The sequence below is a fragment of the Ramlibacter sp. JJN2-2R genome (genome assembly GCF_057747835.1).
Map to the genome: position 1 here is coordinate 2,113,695 of NZ_CM173226.1, position 17,082 is coordinate 2,130,776.

The window sequence follows — 17,082 nt, forward strand, 5'->3', positions numbered from 1 at the left end:
GTCCGGCATGAATCGTCCCTTCCGTGTCCTGGGCGTGCAGCAGATCGCCATCGGCGGCGCCGACAAGCAGCGCCTGAAGACGCTCTGGGTCGACCTGTTCGGCCTGGAGGTCACGGGCACCTACAAGAGCGATCGCGAGAACGTCGACGAGGACATCTGCGCCACCGGCGCCGGCGCCTTCAAGGTCGAAGTCGACCTGATGCAGCCGCTGGACCCGGACAAGAAGCCGGCGGTGCATGCGACTCCGCTGAACCACGTCGGCCTGTGGATCGACGACCTGCCGAGCGCCGTGGCGTGGCTGCAGGCGCAGGGCGTGCGGTTCGCGCCCGGCGGCATCCGCCGCGGCGCCGCCGGGTTCGACATCACCTTCATCCATCCCAAGGGCAGCGACGAGTTCCCGGTGGGGGGCGAGGGCGTGCTGATCGAGCTGGTGCAGGCCCCGCCCGAAGTGGTGCGGGCGTTCGACGCGCTTGCGGGACAATCCGGGCATGGACCTGTCTAGATTTCCCCGCCGCCGCTACACCCCGTTCGCCACCCCGATCGAGTTCCTGCCGCATTTCAGCGCGGCGCTCGGCGCCACCTGCCCCGGCGGGCAGGGCCCGCGCGTGTGGATCAAGCGGGACGACATGCTGGGGCTGTTCCCGGGCGGCAACAAGACGCGCAAGCTGGAGTTCCTCGTGGCCGACGCGCTGGCGCAGGGCGCCGACACGCTGGTCACCTGCGGCGCGCCGCAGTCCAACCACTGCCGCATCACGCTGGCGGCCGCGGTGAAGGAGGGGCTCAAGTGCCGCTTCGTCATCGAGGAGCGCGTGCCCCGCAGCTACGACGAGCACGCCAGCGGCAACAACTTCATGTTCCGCCTGATGGGGGTCGAGGCGATCACCGTCGTGCCCGGCGGCAGCAACATGGCCGCCGAGATGCAGAAGGTGGCCGACGCGCTGGCGGCCGAGGGCCGCAAGGGCTACATCATCCCGGGCGGCGGCTCCAATGCACTGGGCGGGCTGGGCTACGTGGCCTGCGCGCAGGAACTGCAGCAGCAGCTGTTCGATTCCGGCCTGCGCATCGACAAGGTCGTGGTCGGCTCGGGTAGCTCCGGCACCCACGGCGGCCTGCTGGCCGGCTTCCTGGGCAACAACATCCGCATCCCCATCATCGGCATCGGCGTGAGCCGCGATCCCGCCGACCAGGAGCCGCTGGTGCACAAGGAGGCGCAGGCCGTGCACGACCTGCTGGGCACCGGCCTGCAGGTCCCGCGCGAATCGGTGCGCAGCGTCGGCGGCTACTGGCAGCCCAAGTACTCGGTGCCGAACAAGGCGATGGTCGAGGCCGTGCAACTGCTCGCGCGCACCGAGGGCATCCCGCTCGACCCGGTTTACACCGGCAAGATCATGGCCGGCCTGATCGGCCTGGCCCGGGCCGGCGAGCTCAGGGCCGGCGAGAACGTGCTGTTCCTGCACACCGGCGGCCTGCCCTCGCTGCACGCGTACGAGCGCGAGGTGCTGGGCGAAGCGCCGGTCGCGGACTGACCGGCTAGCGCTGCTCGCGCCGGGCACGCGCCCGCGCGAGCGCCGCTTCGATGATCGCCCGCTTGCGCTCGGCCTCGGCGCCTTCGGCGCCGTGCGTCTGGGCGGGCAGGTCGGCCAGCTTGGCCTCGGCCTTGCGCTCCAGGCGTTGCGCGTGCTCGGCCTGTTCGCGCTGCAGCCGCCGCTGCCGCGACTCGTAGCGGTCCAGCGCCTGCGCGGCGTCGGCCTCGCTCCACGCCTGCCAGCCGGTGCGCTCGCCGCTGGCGTTTTCCAGCGCGATGCAGTCGACCGGGCAGACCGGCACGCACAGCTCGCAGCCGGTGCAGTAGGGCTCGATCACCGTGTGCATGCGCTTGTTCAGCCCCACGATGGCGTCGGTGGGGCAGGCCTTGAGGCACAGCGTGCAGCCGATGCACCAGGCCTCGTCGATCACCGCCAGCGTGCGGGGGCCCTCGACGCCGTTGGCCGGGTTGAGCGGCAGCGCAGGCTGCCCCAGGATCGCGGCCAGCCGCCGCGCGCCCTCGGCGCCCCCGGGCGGGCACTGGTTGGGGGCCGCCTCGCCGGCGGCCATCGCGTCGGCGTACGAGCGGCAGTCGGGGTAGCCGCAGCGCGTGCACTGTGTCTGCGGCAGCGCGGCGTGCAGCCGCGCGGCGAGCTCGCTCACGCCTCGGGGGCGGCGGCCTTCCTGCGCCGGCCGGCAGGCGCGGTGCCGGTGACCGACGGGCCGTCGTTGAAGCGGGCGATGAAGTCGCGCACCTGCGGATAGACCACGTCGCGCCAGCGGCGGCCGCTGAAGATGCCGTAGTGCCCGGCGCCCTTGACCTCGATGTGCTTCTGGCGCGCCTTCGGCACGCCGGTGCACAGGCTGTGGGCCGCCTCGGTCTGGCCGGCGCCGGAGATGTCGTCCAGCTCGCCCTCGATGGTGAGGTGGGCGGTGGTCGTGATGTCCTGCGGGCGCACGCGCTCGAGCTCGCCGTCCTCGCTGATCACGTCCCAGGTGCCGTGCACGAGCGAGAAGTCCTGGAACACCGTGCGGATCGTCTCGAGGTAGTAGTCCGCGTCCATGTCGAGGACGGCGTTGTACTCGTCGTAGAAGTTGCGGTGTGCCTCGGCGCTGGCGTCGTCGCCGGCGATCAGGTGCTTGAAGTAGTCGTAGTGGCTCGACAGGTGGCGGTCCGGGTTCATCGCCACGAAGCCGGTGTACTGCAGGAAGCCGGGGTAGACGCGCCGCCCCGCGCCCGGGAAGCTGGTGGGCACGCGGTAGATGACGTTGTTCTCGAACCAGTCGTGGCTCTTGTTGGTCGCCAGGTTGTTCACCGCCGTCGGCGACTTGCTGGCGTCGATGGGGCCGCCCATCATGGTCATGGTCAGCGGCGTCACTTCGCCGCGCGAGGCCATGAGGGACACGGCGGCCAGCACCGGCACGGTGGGCTGGCAGACGCTGATCACGTGGCAGTTGCCGTAGACGCCCTGCAGGTGGCGGATGAAGTCCTCCACGTAGTGCACGTAGTCGTCGAGATGGAACTCGCCCTCTTCGAGCGGCACCATGCGCGCGTTCTTCCAGTCGGTGATGTACACCTTGTGGTCGGCCAGCAGGCTGCGCACCGTGTCGCGCAGCAGCGTGGCGTAGTGGCCCGACAGCGGGGCGACCACCAGCACGGCCGGCTGCGTCTTGAGCTGGGCGAGCGTCGCCGGGTCGTCGGAAAAGCGCTTGAAGCGGCGCAGCTCGCAGAAGGGCTTGTCGAGCACCACGCGCTCGTGGACCACGACGCCGGTACCGCCGACGTCGACGGTCTGGATGCCGAATTCGGGCTTCTCGTAGTCCTTCCAGAGCCGGTAGGCCAGCTCGTAGCTGGCGGACATCCGCTGCGCGAACGGGTTCTGGCCGAACGGCGTGAGCGGGTTGCTATAGAGTTTCGCGGCGGCCTGGGCGAAATCGGCGAACGGCTCCATGAGCGATCGTTGCGCCTCGTAGATCTGGTAAAGCATGCTCGGGCCCCTGGGGTTGTGCAGTGCAATATAGCAGTCCTGCGGGCACGCCACTCATCCGCGTGTCACCCGCGCGGCGCTGCGGCGCACAGGCGCCAGCATGGGCTCGCCGCGTCGCCGCAAGTGACGGATTTCCGACCATCCTGGTGTGAGACAACCCACCATGGGACCCACCGTCGCGCTGCCGTTTCCGGTCCCATGGCATGAAAAAAGCCGCCCGGCGGGCGGCTTGCATGGACAGCGCCGGCCGTCACCCCAGCACGGTGGCGATGGAGCGGCAGACGTGGTCGATGTTCCTGCTGTTCAGCGCGGCCACGCACATGCGGCCGGTGTCGGTGCCGTAGACGCCGAACTCGTTGCGCAGCCGGACCATCTGGTCCTTGGTCAGCCCCGAGTAGCTGAACATGCCGACCTGCTGCTCGATGAACCCCATGTCCTGCTTGACGCCGGCGGACTTGAGCTTCTGCACCAGGGCCGTGCGCATCTGCTTGATGCGCACGCGCATGTCGCCCAGTTCCTTCTCCCACAGCGCGCGCAGCTCGGGCGTGTTGAGCACCGTCGCCACCACCGTGCCGCCGTGCGTGGGCGGGTTGCTGTAGTTGGTGCGGATGACGATCTTGAGCTGGCTGAGCACGCGGGCCGCCTCGTCCTTGTCCGCGCACAGCACGGACAGCGCCCCCACCCGCTCGCCGTACAGGCTGAAGCTCTTGGAGAACGAGGTCGCCACGAAGAAGTCCTGGCCCGAGGCGACGAACTTGCCGATCACCGCGCCGTCCTCGGCGATGCCCTGGCCGAAGCCCTGGTAGGCCATGTCCAGGAAGGGCACGAGCCCGCGCGCCTTGGTGGCGGCGACCACCTGGTCCCACTGGGCCGGGGTGATGTCGTAGCCGGTCGGGTTGTGGCAGCAGGCGTGCAGCACCACGACCGTGCCGGGCGCGGCGCCGTTCAGCGCCGTGAGCATGCCGTCGAAGTCGATGCCGCGGCGCGCCGCGTTGTAGTACGGATAGGCCTCGACCGTGAAGCCGGCCTGGGTGAACAGGGCGCGGTGGTTCTCCCAGCTGGGGTCGCTGATCAGGACCTTGGCGGCCGGGTTGAGCCGGTGCAGGAAGTCGGCGCCGATCTTCAGGCCGCCGGTGCCGCCCAGGGCCTGCACGGTGGCGACGCGGCCGCTCTTGACCGGCTCGCTATCGGCCCCAAATACGAGGTTCTTGACGGCCGCGTCGTACGCGGCGATGCCGTCGATGGGCAGGTAGCCGCGCGCCTTGGGCGCTTCCATCATCTGTTTCTCGGCCCGCTGCACGCATTGCAGCAGCGGGAGCTTGCCGTCGTCGTCGTAGTAGACGCCGACGCCCAGGTTGACCTTGTTCGGATTGCTGTCGGCGTTGAATTGCTCGTTGAGACCCAGGATGGGGTCGCGCGGTGCCATCTCCACGGCTTGGAACAAAGACATTCGGGATCCTTCGGAAGTGTGGGCGCGCGCAGCTGCGCGTCGGAGCCGGCGTTGCGGTACGCTGTCCGGCTGCCCCCGATTTTAGTTCGCCGCCTCCACCCGTCCGACTGCCTCCATGCCCGAAATCACCGAAGCCCAGCCGCAGCAGAAAAACGGCGAGTTCATCAGCTTTCCTGATTCGCCCTTCGAGCTGTTCCAGCCGTACCCCCCGGCCGGCGACCAGCCGCAGGCGATCGACAAGCTGGTGGAGGGCGTGCGCGACGGCGAGGTGTTCCAGACCTTGCTGGGCGTCACCGGCTCGGGCAAGACGTTCACGATGGCCAACGTGATCGCCCGGCTGGGGCGGCCGGCCATCGTGTTCGCGCCGAACAAGACCCTGGCCGCGCAGCTGTACAGCGAATTCCGCGAGTTCTTCCCGAAGAACGCGGTGGAGTACTTCGTCAGCTACTACGACTACTACCAGCCCGAGGCGTACGTCCCCCAGCGCGACCTGTTCATCGAGAAGGACAGCTCGATCAACGAGCACATCGAGCAGATGCGGCTGTCGGCCACCAAGAGCGTGCTGGAGCGGCGCGACACGGTGATCGTCGCCACCGTGAGCGCCATCTACGGCATCGGCGCCCCGGAGGACTACACGCAGATGCGCTTCATCCTGCGGGTGGGCGACAAGATCGGCCAGCGGGACGTGATCGGCCAGTTGATCCGCATGCAGTACAACCGCAACGAGCAGGACTTCGCGCGCGGCACCTTCCGCGTGCGCGGCGACACGATCGACGTGTTCCCGGCCGAGCACAGCGAGCTGGCGGTGCGCATCGAGCTGTTCGACGACGAGATCGAGTCGCTGCAGCTGTTCGACCCGCTCACCGGCCGCATCCGCCAGAAGGTGCCGCGCTTCACCATCTACCCGTCCAGCCACTACGTCACGCCGCGCGAGAAGGTGGTCTCGGCCGTGGAGTCGATCAAGATCGAGCTGGAGCAGCGGCTCAAGGAGCTGGTGGGCGCCGGCAAGCTGGTGGAGGCGCAGCGCCTGGAGCAGCGCACCCGGTTCGACCTGGAGATGCTCGCCGAGGTGGGGCACTGCAAGGGGATCGAGAACTACACCCGGCACCTGTCGGGCTCGCCGCCGGGGGCGCCGCCGTCGACGCTGACCGACTACCTGCCCAAGGACGCGCTGATGTTCCTGGACGAGAGCCACCAGATGATCGGCCAGCTGAACGCCATGTACGCGGGTGATCGCCAGCGCAAGACCACGCTGGTGGAGTACGGGTTCCGGCTGCCGTCGGCGCTGGACAACCGGCCGCTGAAGTTCGAGGAGTTCGAGACCCGGATGCGGCAAGTGGTCTTCGTCTCGGCCACGCCCGCCGATTACGAGAAGCAGCACGCCGGCCAGGTGGTCGAGCAGCTGGTGCGCCCGACCGGCCTGATCGATCCCGAGGTCGAGGTGCGCCCGGCCACCCACCAGGTCGACGACGTGCTGCAGGAGATCCGCATCCGCGCGGAGAAGAACGAGCGCGTGCTGATCACCACCCTGACCAAGCGCATGGCCGAGCAGCTGACCGACTACCTCGCCGACAACGGGGTGAAGGTGCGCTACATGCACAGCGACATCGACACCGTCGAGCGGGTGGAGATCCTGCGCGACCTGCGGCTGGGCGCGTTCGACGTGCTGGTGGGCATCAACCTGCTGCGCGAGGGCCTGGACATTCCGGAGGTGTCGCTGGTCGCCATCCTCGACGCCGACAAGGAAGGGTTCCTGCGCGCCGAGCGCTCGCTGATCCAGACGATCGGCCGGGCGGCGCGCAACCTGCACGGCAAGGCCATCCTGTATGCCGACCGCATGACCGAGTCGATGCGCAAGGCCATCGGCGAGACCGAGCGGCGGCGCGCCAGGCAGATCGCCCACAACGAGGCCCATGGCATCACGCCGCGCAGCATCCGCAAGGAGGTGCGTGACCTGATCGACGGCGTCTACAGCGAGAAGGCCAGCCGCGAGCAGGAGAAGCAGGAGCTGCAGCGTGCGATGGCGGAGGACATGTCCGAGAAGGACGTGGCCCGGGAGATCAAGCGGCTGGAAAAGCAGATGCTCGAGCACGCCCGCAACCTGGAGTTCGAGAAGGCCGCCCGGGTGCGCGACCAGCTGGCGCTGCTCAAGGAGCAGGCCTTCGGCGCCGCGGTGCACGACAACGTCGTGCCCATCCAGGCCGGGCGCCGCTGACAGCCCGCCGTCGCGCCCGGCCGCAAGCGCAGCGGCCCGGGAACCAATCGGTGACTGGCCAGTCTACTTACCCGAGCGAAACAGCGGGTTTTCGGGTATACTTGACGGAATCGCTCAGGAACAAAGAGCAGGGCCGGTCGCTGGAGCGCCGGCGGAGGCCGGCAGGCTGCCGGGATGGGTGGAGACGGGCCGCGGCGGCTGGGCTGCTGCGGCGCAATGAAAGTTCAGAAGCAACAAGGAGGTTGCGATGCGTCTCACGACCAAGGGCCGCTTTGCGGTCACCGCGATGATCGACCTGGCCCTGCGGCAGAACAACGGGCCGGTCACGCTGGCGGCGATCAGCCAGCGGCAGCAGATTTCCCTGTCGTACCTGGAGCAGCTGTTCGGCAAGCTGCGCCGGCACGAGCTGGTCGAGTCCACCCGCGGGCCGGGTGGCGGGTACACGCTCGGCCGCAAGGCGTCGGAGATCACCGTGGCCGACATCATCGTGTCGGTGGACGAGCCGATCGACGCGACCCAGTGCGGCGGCAAGGAGAACTGCAACGGCGACGGCGGCCGCTGCATGACGCACGAGCTCTGGTCGCAGCTGAACCAGCGCATGGTGGAGTTCCTCGATTCCGTCACGCTGCAGAAGCTGGTGGACGAGCAGCTCGCCAAGGGCGTGCAGATCGAGGACAAGCCGGCCGTCAAGCGCGCGATCTCCAGCGCGCCGGTGGTCAAGCCGATCCGCGTGAATGCACCGAATTCGGTCTTCGCGCTGGGCAGCATGGTCCCGGCCAAGTCCTGACCCGCCTTCCCCGACAACCGAGCAGTACGCGATTCCCACGGCTTTCGAGATGGACATGACCCCCCACTTCCCGATCTACATGGACTACGGCGCGACCACGCCGGTCGACCCGCGCGTGGTCGACGCCATGATTCCTTGGCTGCGCGAGCACTTCGGCAACCCGGCCTCGCGCAGCCATGCGTGGGGATGGGAGGCGGAAGCCGCCGTGGAGAAGGCGCGCGAGCAGGTGGCCGACCTCATCGGCGCCGATCCGCGCGAGATCGTCTGGACGTCGGGCGCCACCGAGTCGGACAACCTGGCGCTCAAGGGCGCGGCGCACTTCTACAAGACCAAGGGCAGGCACCTCGTCACGGTGAAGACCGAGCACAAGGCCGTACTCGACACCATGCGTGAGCTGGAGCGGCAGGGCTTCGAGGTGACGTACCTCGACGTGCAGGACGACGGCCTGCTCGACCTCGAGAAGTTCAAGGCCGCGCTGCGCCCCGACACCATCCTGGCCAGCGTGATGTTCGTGAACAACGAGATCGGCGTGATCCAGGACATCCCGGCCATCGGCGCCATCTGCCGCGAGCGCGGGATCATCTTCCACGTCGACGCCGCCCAGGCCACGGGCAAGGTGGACATCGACGTCAAGGCGCTGCCCGTGGACCTCATGAGCCTGGCGTCGCACAAGACCTACGGGCCCAAGGGCATCGGGGCGCTGTACGTGCGCCGCAAGCCGCGCGTGCGGCTGGAAGCCCAGATGCATGGCGGCGGCCACGAACGCGGCATGCGCTCGGGCACGCTGCCCACCCACCAGATCGTCGGCATGGGGGAGGCCTTCCGCATCGCCAGGGAAGAGATGGCGCAGGACAACGCCAAGGCGCGTGCGCTGCAGCAGCGGCTGCTGGACGGGCTCAAGGACGTCGACCAGGTGTTCATCAACGGCAGCATGGCGCCCGGCCGCCGCGTGGCGCAGAACCTGAACATGAGCTTCAACTTCGTCGAGGGCGAGTCGCTGATCATGGGCATCAAGGGGCTGGCGGTGTCGTCCGGCTCAGCCTGCACGTCGGCGTCCCTCGAGCCCAGCTACGTGCTGCGCGCGCTCGGCCGCAGCGACGAGCTGGCGCACAGCAGCCTGCGCATGACGATCGGCCGCTTCACGACCGAGGAAGAAATCGACTACGCGGTCGACACGATCAGGAAGAACGTCGCCAAGCTGCGCGAGCTCAGCCCGCTCTGGGAGATGTACCAGGACGGCATCGACATCAGCACGATCCAGTGGACCGCGCACTGAAATCCAAGAGGTAATCACATGGCCTACTCCGAAAAAGTCGTCGACCACTACGAGAACCCGCGCAACGTGGGCTCCTTCGACAAGGGTGATGAGAGCGTCGGCACCGGCATGGTCGGCGCGCCGGCCTGCGGCGACGTGATGAAGCTGCAGATCAAGGTCAACCCGCAGACCGGGGTGATCGAGGACGCCCGCTTCAAGACCTACGGCTGCGGCTCCGCCATCGCGTCCAGCTCGCTCGTGACCGAGTGGGTCAAGGGCAAGACGCTCGACGAGGCGGCTTCGCTGAAGAACAGCCAGATCGCCGAGGAGCTGGCGCTGCCGCCGGTGAAGATCCACTGCTCGATCCTGGCCGAGGACGCGATCAAGGCCGCCGTCGAGGACTACAAGAAGAAGCACGCGCATTGAACGACATGGCAGTCACGTTGACGGAAGCGGCGGCCCGCCACGTCCAGCGCTACCTCGCCAAGCGGGGCCGGGGCGTGGGCGTGCGGCTGGGGGTCAAGACCACGGGGTGCTCGGGCCTGGCCTACAAGCTCGAGTACGTGGACGAGGCCGCGCCCGAGGACCTGGTGTTCGAGAACCACGGGGTCAAGGTCCTGGTGGATCCCAAGAGCCTGGCCTACATCGAGGGCACCGAGCTGGACTTCGTGCGCGAGGGGCTCAACGAGGGCTTCAGGTTCAACAACCCCAACGAGCGCGACCGCTGCGGTTGCGGCGAGTCGTTCAGAATTTGACCGCCCTCCGAAGCGCCTTGCGGCGCCTCCCCCTCTAGGGGCCGCCACCAGTGGCCCGGCGAAGCCGGTTCCACGGTGGCCCTGGAAGTGCGTCCCGGAGCCATGCATCTCAATCAGAACGACTTTGTGCTGTTCGGCCTGCCCGAGCGGTTCGCGCAGGACCGCGCGACGATCGACGCTCGCTGGAAGGAACTGCAGCGCGAGGCGCATCCCGACCGGTTCGCAGCGCAAGGGGCAGCCGCGCAGCGCGTGGCCATGCAGTGGTCGGTGCGCATCAACGAGGCCTACCAGCGCCTGAAGGATCCGCTGCGCCGCGCCGCCTACCTGTGCGAGCTGCGGGGCGCCCCGATCGACGCGGAACGCAACACGGCCATGCCGGCGCAGTTCCTGATGGAGCAGATGGAATGGCGCGAGGCCCTGGATGAGGCGCGCACCGAAGCAGAGATCGAGGCCGTGGCCGGGCGCCTGCACGAGGCGAGGGCGCAAGCGCTGGCCGACGTGGCGCGGGCGCTGGACGAGCAGGGCGACGCCGCGGCGGCAGCCCGGCTGGTGCGCGCATTGATGTTCATCGAGCGCTTTGCCCACGACGTCGAGGCGCGTTTCGAGCAGCTGGGACAATAGAAAGATGGCGCTGCTACAGATTTCCGAACCGGGACAGGCTCCCGATCCCCACCAGCGCCGCATTGCGGTGGGCATCGACCTGGGCACGACGCATTCGCTGGTGGCCGCCGTGCGCAACGGCGTCGCCGAGTGCCTGCCCGATGACCAGGCGCGCGTGCTGCTGCCCTCCGTCGTGCGCTACCTCGAGAACGCCGGCCGCCAGATCGGCTTCGAGGCGCAGGCGGCCCAGGCCGAGGATCCCGAGAACACCATCGCCTCGGTCAAGCGGTTCATGGGCCGCGGCCTGGACGACATCGCGGGCCGCGGCAAGCTGCCGTACCGCTTCGCCGACAAGCCCGGCATGGTGACGCTGCAGACCCGCGCGGGCGAGAAGTCGCCGGTCGAAGTCAGCGCCGAGATCCTGGCGACGCTGCGCTACCGCGCCGAGGACACGTTCAACGACGACCTGTACGGCGCCGTCATCACGGTCCCGGCCTATTTCGACGACGCGCAGCGGCAGGCGACCAAGGATGCCGCGCAACTGGCCGGCCTGAAGGTCCTGCGCCTGATCAACGAACCGACCGCCGCGGCCATCGCCTATGGCCTGGACAACGCCAGCGAGGGTGTCTATGCGGTTTACGACCTGGGTGGCGGCACCTTCGACATTTCGATCCTGCGGCTGGCGCGCGGCGTGTTCGAGGTCATCGCCACAGGGGGCGACTCGGCGCTCGGTGGTGACGATTACGACCGGGCGCTGGCCGACCTGCTGCTGCAGCGCGCCGGCCTGGAGGCTGCGTCGCCGGCCGACAAGGCGGCGGTGAAGATGGTGGCGCGGACCCTGAAGGAGCGGCTCACCGATGCCGACCGGGCCGGCGTCGAATTGGCGATCGGCGGCCGCACGGTGGCCGTGGAGGCCACGCGCGCCGAGTTCGAGCAGGCGACGGCGGCGCTCACCCAGCGCACCCTGTCGGCCGTGCGCAAGGCGTTGCGCGATGCGCGGCTGGCGCGCGAGGACATCCAGGGCGTGGTGCTGGTGGGCGGTTCGACCCGCATGCCGCAGGTGCGGCGCGCGGTGGCGGACCACTTCGGGCGGGAGCCGCTCACGAACCTGAATCCGGACGAGGTGGTGGCGCTGGGCGCGGCCATCCAGGCCAACCAGCTCGCGGGCAACAGCGCGTCCGGCGACCTGCTGCTATTGGACGTGATCCCGCTGTCGCTGGGCATCGAGACCATGGGCGGGCTCGTCGAACGCATCGTGCCGCGCAACGAGACGATCCCCACGGCCAAGGCCCAGGACTTCACCACCTACAAGGACGGCCAGACCGCGATGGCGCTGCACGTGGTGCAGGGCGAACGCGACCTGGTGCAGGACTGCCGCAGCCTGGCGCGGTTCGAGCTGCGCGGCATCCCGCCGATGGCGGCCGGCGCGGCGCGCATCCGCGTGACCTTCACCGTCGATGCCGACGGCCTGCTCAGCGTCTCCGCGCGGGAACAGGGCAGTGGCGTCGAAGCCCGCATCGATGTGAAACCGTCGTACGGTCTGTCGGACGAGCAGGTCGCGCGCATGCTGCAGGAGAGTTTCACCACCGCGCAGCAGGACATGCAGGCGAGGGCGCTCGCCGAGGCCAAGCTCGAAGCCGACCGCATGCTGCTGGCCACGCACAGCGCGCTCGCCGCCGATGGCGCGTTGCTCGAGGCCGACGAGCGGGCAACGATCGATGGCCTGATGGCCGAGCTGCGGCAGCGGGCCGCGGGCGACGACGCGGCGGGGATCGAGGCGGCGACCGAAGCGCTGGCCAAGGGCACCGAGGCCTTCGCGGCCCGTCGCATGAACGAGAGCATCCGGCACGCGTTGGCCGGGCGCAGCGTGGAGACGCTCTAGACCATGACCGTGATTCGCATCCTGCCCCATCCCGAGTACTGCCCGCAGGGCGCGGAGGTGCAGGCGCCCGCCGGCACCTCGATCTGCGAGGCGCTGCTGGACAACGGCATCAAGATCGAGCATGCCTGCGACATGAGCTGCGCATGCACCACCTGCCACGTCGTCGTCCGCCAGGGCTTCGAGTCGCTCAACGAGATGGACGAGAACGAGGAGGACATGCTGGACCGGGCCTGGGGCCTGGAGCCGCAGTCGCGCCTGTCGTGCCAGGCCATCGTCGGACAGAAGGAGCTGGTGGTCGAGATCCCGAAGTATTCGATCAACCACGCCAAGGAAGATCACTAGGCGCTTGCGCGCCGGGCCGGGGGCCGTCGCGGGCCCCACGACTCCGCCCGGTCCTGGCCGGGTCAGCTGATCGAGTAGCCGCCGTCCACCGGGATCGCGGCGCCGGTGATGAAGTCCGAAGCCGGACTGGCCAGGAACACCGCGATGCCCGCCAGGTCGGCGGGATCGCCCCAGCGTCCTGCCGGCGTGCGGGCCAGCACACGCTCGTTCAAGCCGGGCAGTTGTTCGCGCGCCGACCGCGTGAGCTCGGTGTCGATCCAGCCGGGCAACACCGCATTGGCCTGGATGTTGTCGGCGGCCCACGCCGTGGCGATCGACCGGGTGAACTGCACGATGCCGCCCTTGCTCGCTCCGTACGACGGCGCGTAGGGCGCGCCGAAGATCGACAGCATCGAGCCGATGTTGATCACCTTGCCGCCCTGGCGCCGCAGCCAGCCGTGCGCGGTGCGGCAGCAGAGGAACGCGCTGGTGAGGTTGACGTCCATGACGTGCCGCCATTCGTCCAGCGACATCTCGTGCGCGGGCTTGCGCACCGTGGTGCCGGCGTTGTTCACCAGGATGTGCAGGCCGCCGTGCCGGCGCCCGACTTCCTCGAACAGGTGCTCGACTTCGCCCTCGTCGGTCACGTCGGCCTCGATCGCGTCGGCGTGGTGCCGGTCGGCGCGCAGGGCATGCGCCGCCTCGCGGGACTTGTCGGCGTTTCGCCCGGTGATCACCACCATCGCGCCGGCCTGGGCCAGGCCGCGCGCCATGCCCAGCCCGATGCCGCCATTGCCGCCCGTGACCAACGCCACTTTTCCCGCCAGATTGAACATGGGCACCTCCGGTTCAAGGATGCTGCCGAGCATAATTCCGGCATGCGCCAGATCGTCCTCGACACCGAAACCACGGGCCTGTCGGCCGAAGCCGGCGACCGGATCATCGAAATCGGCTGCGTCGAGCTGGTGGGCCGAAAGCTCACCGGCAACAACAAGCACTGGTACCTGAACCCCGAGCGCGACAGCCACGAGGACGCGCTCAAGGTGCACGGCATCAGCAACGAATTCCTGCGCGACAAGCCCAAGTTCGCGGCCGTTGCCGACGAACTGCTCGACTACCTGCAGGGCGCCGAAGTCATCATCCACAACGCGGCGTTCGATGTCGGCTTCCTGAACAAGGAGCTGGAACTTGCCGGCCGGCCCGCGTTCCGCACCATCGTCGGCGCCGTCACCGACACCCTGGCGATGGCCAAGGAGATGTACCCCGGCAAGCGCAACAGCCTCGACGCGCTGTGCGACCGGCTGGGGGTCGACAACTCCGGCCGCACGCTGCACGGCGCCCTGCTGGACGCGGAGCTGCTGGCCGACGTCTACATCAACCTCACGCGCGGCCAGGAAGCGCTGCTGATCGATGTGCTGCCCACGGATGCGGAAGCTGGCATCCAGACGCGCGTCGACCTGCGCCAGTTCACCTTGCCGGTGCTGCTGGCCAGCGACCAGGAAGCGGCCGCCCACGAGGAGGTGCTTGCCCAGCTGGACAAGGCCAGCGGCGGCAAGACGTTGTGGCGCATCCAGACGCGAGCCGCGGAAGGCGGTTCTTCGCCTGTGGCATAATCGCGGGCTTCCGACGCAACGCTCAACAGCGAAGCGCCAGAAGGGTGATTAGCTCAGCGGTAGAGCACTGCCTTCACACGGCAGGGGTCGCAGGTTCAAACCCTGCATCACCCACCAAATACCTCGAGGGTTCGGCAGCGATGCGGAATCCTCTTCGATCGAGGCGTTCAGGTTTCCTTTCGGCAGTGATCGCACTGCGGCAACCTGAACAAATCGGCCGGATGAAAATTCCGGTATATAATCGAAGGCTCCGCTGAGCGGCGCGAATCGCAGAAATCGATTCGGCAAAGATGCGGAATCCTCTTCGATCGAGGTGTTCAGGTTTCAACTCGGCAGTGATCGCACTGCGGTAATCTGAACAAATCGGCTGGATGAAAATTCCGGTATATAATCGAAGGCTCCGCTAAACGAAATGGCGCGAATCGCAAAAATCGATTCAAACGTTTCGAAAAGCGAAGAAAAGAAAAACGAGTTTGACAGGACTTCAGAAAACCTGTTATGATGGCAGGCTTCGCTGATCGCAGCGACAGCAGCAAGACAAAGCGGAAACGCGGTGGATTGCAAGCGGGTTCGTTAACAACATACAGCCGATAAGCGTGGGCGTTTGATGGCGACTGCCAAGTTCTTCGGAACTGGGTCCGCAAGGACCTACAAACGCTCATAGATAGACAAGACGCTTCGCGAAAGTGAAGCACCTTGTCGATTCCAAATGAGTGGCCTCGAAAGAGGCAAACAAATCAAGATCGAACTGTAGAGTTTGATCCTGGCTCAGATTGAACGCTGGCGGAATGCTTTACACATGCAAGTCGAACGGCAGCACGGGGGCAACCCTGGTGGCGAGTGGCGAACGGGTGAGTAATACATCGGAACGTGCCCAGTCGTGGGGGATAACTACGCGAAAGCGTAGCTAATACCGCATACGAACTGAGGTTGAAAGCGGGGGACCGTAAGGCCTCGCGCGATTGGAGCGGCCGATGGCAGATTAGGTAGTTGGTGGGGTAAAGGCTCACCAAGCCGACGATCTGTAGCTGGTCTGAGAGGACGACCAGCCACACTGGGACTGAGACACGGCCCAGACTCCTACGGGAGGCAGCAGTGGGGAATTTTGGACAATGGGCGCAAGCCTGATCCAGCCATTCCGCGTGCAGGATGAAGGCCCTCGGGTTGTAAACTGCTTTTGTACGGAACGAAAAGGCTCTTTCTAATACAGAGGGCTCATGACGGTACCGTAAGAATAAGCACCGGCTAACTACGTGCCAGCAGCCGCGGTAATACGTAGGGTGCAAGCGTTAATCGGAATTACTGGGCGTAAAGCGTGCGCAGGCGGTGATGTAAGACAGATGTGAAATCCCCGGGCTCAACCTGGGAACTGCATTTGTGACTGCATCGCTGGAGTGCGGCAGAGGGGGATGGAATTCCGCGTGTAGCAGTGAAATGCGTAGATATGCGGAGGAACACCGATGGCGAAGGCAATCCCCTGGGCCTGCACTGACGCTCATGCACGAAAGCGTGGGGAGCAAACAGGATTAGATACCCTGGTAGTCCACGCCCTAAACGATGTCAACTGGTTGTTGGGTCTTCACTGACTCAGTAACGAAGCTAACGCGTGAAGTTGACCGCCTGGGGAGTACGGCCGCAAGGTTGAAACTCAAAGGAATTGACGGGGACCCGCACAAGCGGTGGATGATGTGGTTTAATTCGATGCAACGCGAAAAACCTTACCCACCTTTGACATGTACGGAATTCCGCAGAGATGTGGAAGTGCTCGAAAGAGAGCCGTAACACAGGTGCTGCATGGCTGTCGTCAGCTCGTGTCGTGAGATGTTGGGTTAAGTCCCGCAACGAGCGCAACCCTTGTCATTAGTTGCTACGAAAGGGCACTCTAATGAGACTGCCGGTGACAAACCGGAGGAAGGTGGGGATGACGTCAAGTCCTCATGGCCCTTATAGGTGGGGCTACACACGTCATACAATGGCCGGTACAAAGGGCAGCCAACCCGCGAGGGGGAGCCAATCCCATAAAACCGGTCGTAGTCCGGATCGCAGTCTGCAACTCGACTGCGTGAAGTCGGAATCGCTAGTAATCGTGGATCAGAATGTCACGGTGAATACGTTCCCGGGTCTTGTACACACCGCCCGTCACACCATGGGAGCGGGTTCTGCCAGAAGTAGTTAGCCTAACCGCAAGGAGGGCGATTACCACGGCAGGGTTCGTGACTGGGGTGAAGTCGTAACAAGGTAGCCGTATCGGAAGGTGCGGCTGGATCACCTCCTTTCTGGAAAACAGCGGTCAAAATTGAACGCCCACACTTATCGGTTGTTGGAAGGTTGTCGCCAACGGCCAGGCTGGAAACAGCTTGAGTTGCTAGCGACCGGCTTGGGTCTGTAGCTCAGTTGGTTAGAGCACCGTCTTGATAAGGCGGGGGTCGTTGGTTCGAGACCAACCAGACCCACCATCCCTCCTGCACACCTTGGGGGATTAGCTCAGCTGGGAGAGCACCTGCTTTGCAAGCAGGGGGTCGTCGGTTCGATCCCGTCATCCTCCACCAAACAACAAGATGCGCAACACCAAAGCGGCTTCGCAAGAGGCTGTTTTGTTGTTGTCTCCAGGATTGCCTGGAAGCAATCGGCTGTTCTTTAACAATTCATAGAGTCGAATCAGCGTTGCTCGCGGAAACCGCTTCATGGCGGA

15 protein-coding genes, 3 tRNA genes and 1 rRNA gene are annotated in these 17,082 nt (G+C 66.5%); 15 read left to right on the plus strand and 4 right to left on the minus strand.

Features of this window, described 5'->3' with window-relative positions:
* Positions 1-7 precede the first annotated feature (7 nt).
* Both AC3ANR_RS10400 and cuyA read left to right on the plus strand, forming a co-directional pair.
* A complete protein-coding gene (locus AC3ANR_RS10400; protein ID WP_488288040.1) occupies positions 8-502 on the plus strand; it encodes a VOC family protein in 495 nt (164 codons plus the stop codon).
* On the plus strand, positions 489-1,526 hold the full coding sequence (gene cuyA / locus AC3ANR_RS10405) for a D-cysteate sulfo-lyase (RefSeq protein ID WP_488288041.1): 1,038 nt from the start codon (positions 489-491) through the stop codon (positions 1,524-1,526). Before AC3ANR_RS10400 ends, cuyA begins: the two co-directional genes overlap by 14 nt.
* A gap of 4 nt (positions 1,527-1,530) precedes the next feature.
* Here the strand turns inward: cuyA and rsxB are convergent, their stop codons facing one another.
* The 3 genes from rsxB to AC3ANR_RS10420 form a co-directional block, all read right to left on the minus strand.
* The gene (gene rsxB, locus AC3ANR_RS10410) at positions 1,531-2,187 is read right to left on the minus strand and encodes an electron transport complex subunit RsxB (RefSeq protein ID WP_488288042.1); all 657 of its coding nucleotides are present in this window, start codon (positions 2,185-2,187) and stop codon (positions 1,531-1,533) included.
* Positions 2,184-3,512: a polyhydroxyalkanoate depolymerase gene (locus AC3ANR_RS10415; RefSeq protein ID WP_488288043.1), complete on the minus strand. Its 1,329-nt coding sequence runs from the start codon at positions 3,510-3,512 to the stop codon at positions 2,184-2,186. Before AC3ANR_RS10415 ends, rsxB begins: the two co-directional genes overlap by 4 nt.
* Before the next feature lie 250 nt (positions 3,513-3,762).
* The gene (locus tag AC3ANR_RS10420; protein ID WP_488288044.1) at positions 3,763-4,962 is read right to left on the minus strand and encodes an amino acid aminotransferase; all 1,200 of its coding nucleotides are present in this window, start codon (positions 4,960-4,962) and stop codon (positions 3,763-3,765) included.
* A gap of 115 nt (positions 4,963-5,077) precedes the next feature.
* Between AC3ANR_RS10420 and uvrB the strand changes: the two genes are divergently transcribed.
* The 8 genes from uvrB to fdx all read left to right on the plus strand — a co-directional run bounded on the left by uvrB (position 5,078) and on the right by fdx (position 12,798).
* On the plus strand, positions 5,078-7,177 hold the full coding sequence (uvrB, locus tag AC3ANR_RS10425) for an excinuclease ABC subunit UvrB (RefSeq protein WP_488288045.1): 2,100 nt from the start codon (positions 5,078-5,080) through the stop codon (positions 7,175-7,177).
* 247 nt (positions 7,178-7,424) lie between these two features.
* Positions 7,425-7,964 (plus strand): Fe-S cluster assembly transcriptional regulator IscR, encoded by a 540-nt coding sequence (gene iscR, locus AC3ANR_RS10430; protein ID WP_488288046.1) that lies wholly within the window; start codon positions 7,425-7,427, stop codon positions 7,962-7,964.
* Positions 7,965-8,013: 49 nt separating this feature from the next.
* Positions 8,014-9,240: an IscS subfamily cysteine desulfurase gene (locus AC3ANR_RS10435; RefSeq protein WP_488288047.1), complete on the plus strand. Its 1,227-nt coding sequence runs from the start codon at positions 8,014-8,016 to the stop codon at positions 9,238-9,240.
* Between the two features lie 18 nt (positions 9,241-9,258).
* Positions 9,259-9,645: a Fe-S cluster assembly scaffold IscU gene (iscU, locus tag AC3ANR_RS10440; RefSeq protein ID WP_192674368.1), complete on the plus strand. Its 387-nt coding sequence runs from the start codon at positions 9,259-9,261 to the stop codon at positions 9,643-9,645.
* Between the two features lie 5 nt (positions 9,646-9,650).
* A complete protein-coding gene (iscA, locus tag AC3ANR_RS10445; protein ID WP_488288048.1) occupies positions 9,651-9,974 on the plus strand; it encodes an iron-sulfur cluster assembly protein IscA in 324 nt (107 codons plus the stop codon).
* Positions 9,975-10,076: 102 nt separating this feature from the next.
* Entirely contained in the window at positions 10,077-10,595 is a 519-nt protein-coding gene (gene hscB, locus AC3ANR_RS10450; protein ID WP_488288049.1) for a Fe-S protein assembly co-chaperone HscB, read from the plus strand.
* 4 nt (positions 10,596-10,599) lie between these two features.
* The gene (hscA, locus tag AC3ANR_RS10455) at positions 10,600-12,456 is read left to right on the plus strand and encodes a Fe-S protein assembly chaperone HscA (RefSeq protein WP_488288050.1); all 1,857 of its coding nucleotides are present in this window, start codon (positions 10,600-10,602) and stop codon (positions 12,454-12,456) included.
* Between the two features lie 3 nt (positions 12,457-12,459).
* The gene (gene fdx, locus AC3ANR_RS10460; protein ID WP_488288051.1) at positions 12,460-12,798 is read left to right on the plus strand and encodes an ISC system 2Fe-2S type ferredoxin; all 339 of its coding nucleotides are present in this window, start codon (positions 12,460-12,462) and stop codon (positions 12,796-12,798) included.
* Between the two features lie 62 nt (positions 12,799-12,860).
* On the opposite strand, the gene AC3ANR_RS10465 is transcribed toward fdx, so the two are convergent.
* Positions 12,861-13,613: an SDR family NAD(P)-dependent oxidoreductase gene (locus AC3ANR_RS10465; protein WP_488288052.1), complete on the minus strand. Its 753-nt coding sequence runs from the start codon at positions 13,611-13,613 to the stop codon at positions 12,861-12,863.
* 42 nt (positions 13,614-13,655) lie between these two features.
* On the opposite strand from AC3ANR_RS10465, the gene dnaQ reads away from it, so the two are divergent.
* From dnaQ to AC3ANR_RS10490, 5 genes are all read left to right on the plus strand, one after another.
* Positions 13,656-14,390, plus strand: a complete 735-nt coding sequence (gene dnaQ / locus AC3ANR_RS10470) for a DNA polymerase III subunit epsilon (protein WP_488288053.1) — start codon at positions 13,656-13,658, stop codon at positions 14,388-14,390.
* A gap of 42 nt (positions 14,391-14,432) precedes the next feature.
* Positions 14,433-14,507 (plus strand) — tRNA-Val (locus tag AC3ANR_RS10475).
* A gap of 628 nt (positions 14,508-15,135) precedes the next feature.
* Positions 15,136-16,666 (plus strand): 16S ribosomal RNA (locus tag AC3ANR_RS10480).
* A 103-nt stretch (positions 16,667-16,769) separates the two neighbouring features.
* Positions 16,770-16,846: transfer RNA gene (locus AC3ANR_RS10485), tRNA-Ile, on the plus strand.
* Positions 16,847-16,863: 17 nt separating this feature from the next.
* Positions 16,864-16,939 (plus strand) — tRNA-Ala (locus AC3ANR_RS10490).
* Positions 16,940-17,082: the final 143 nt, after the last annotated feature.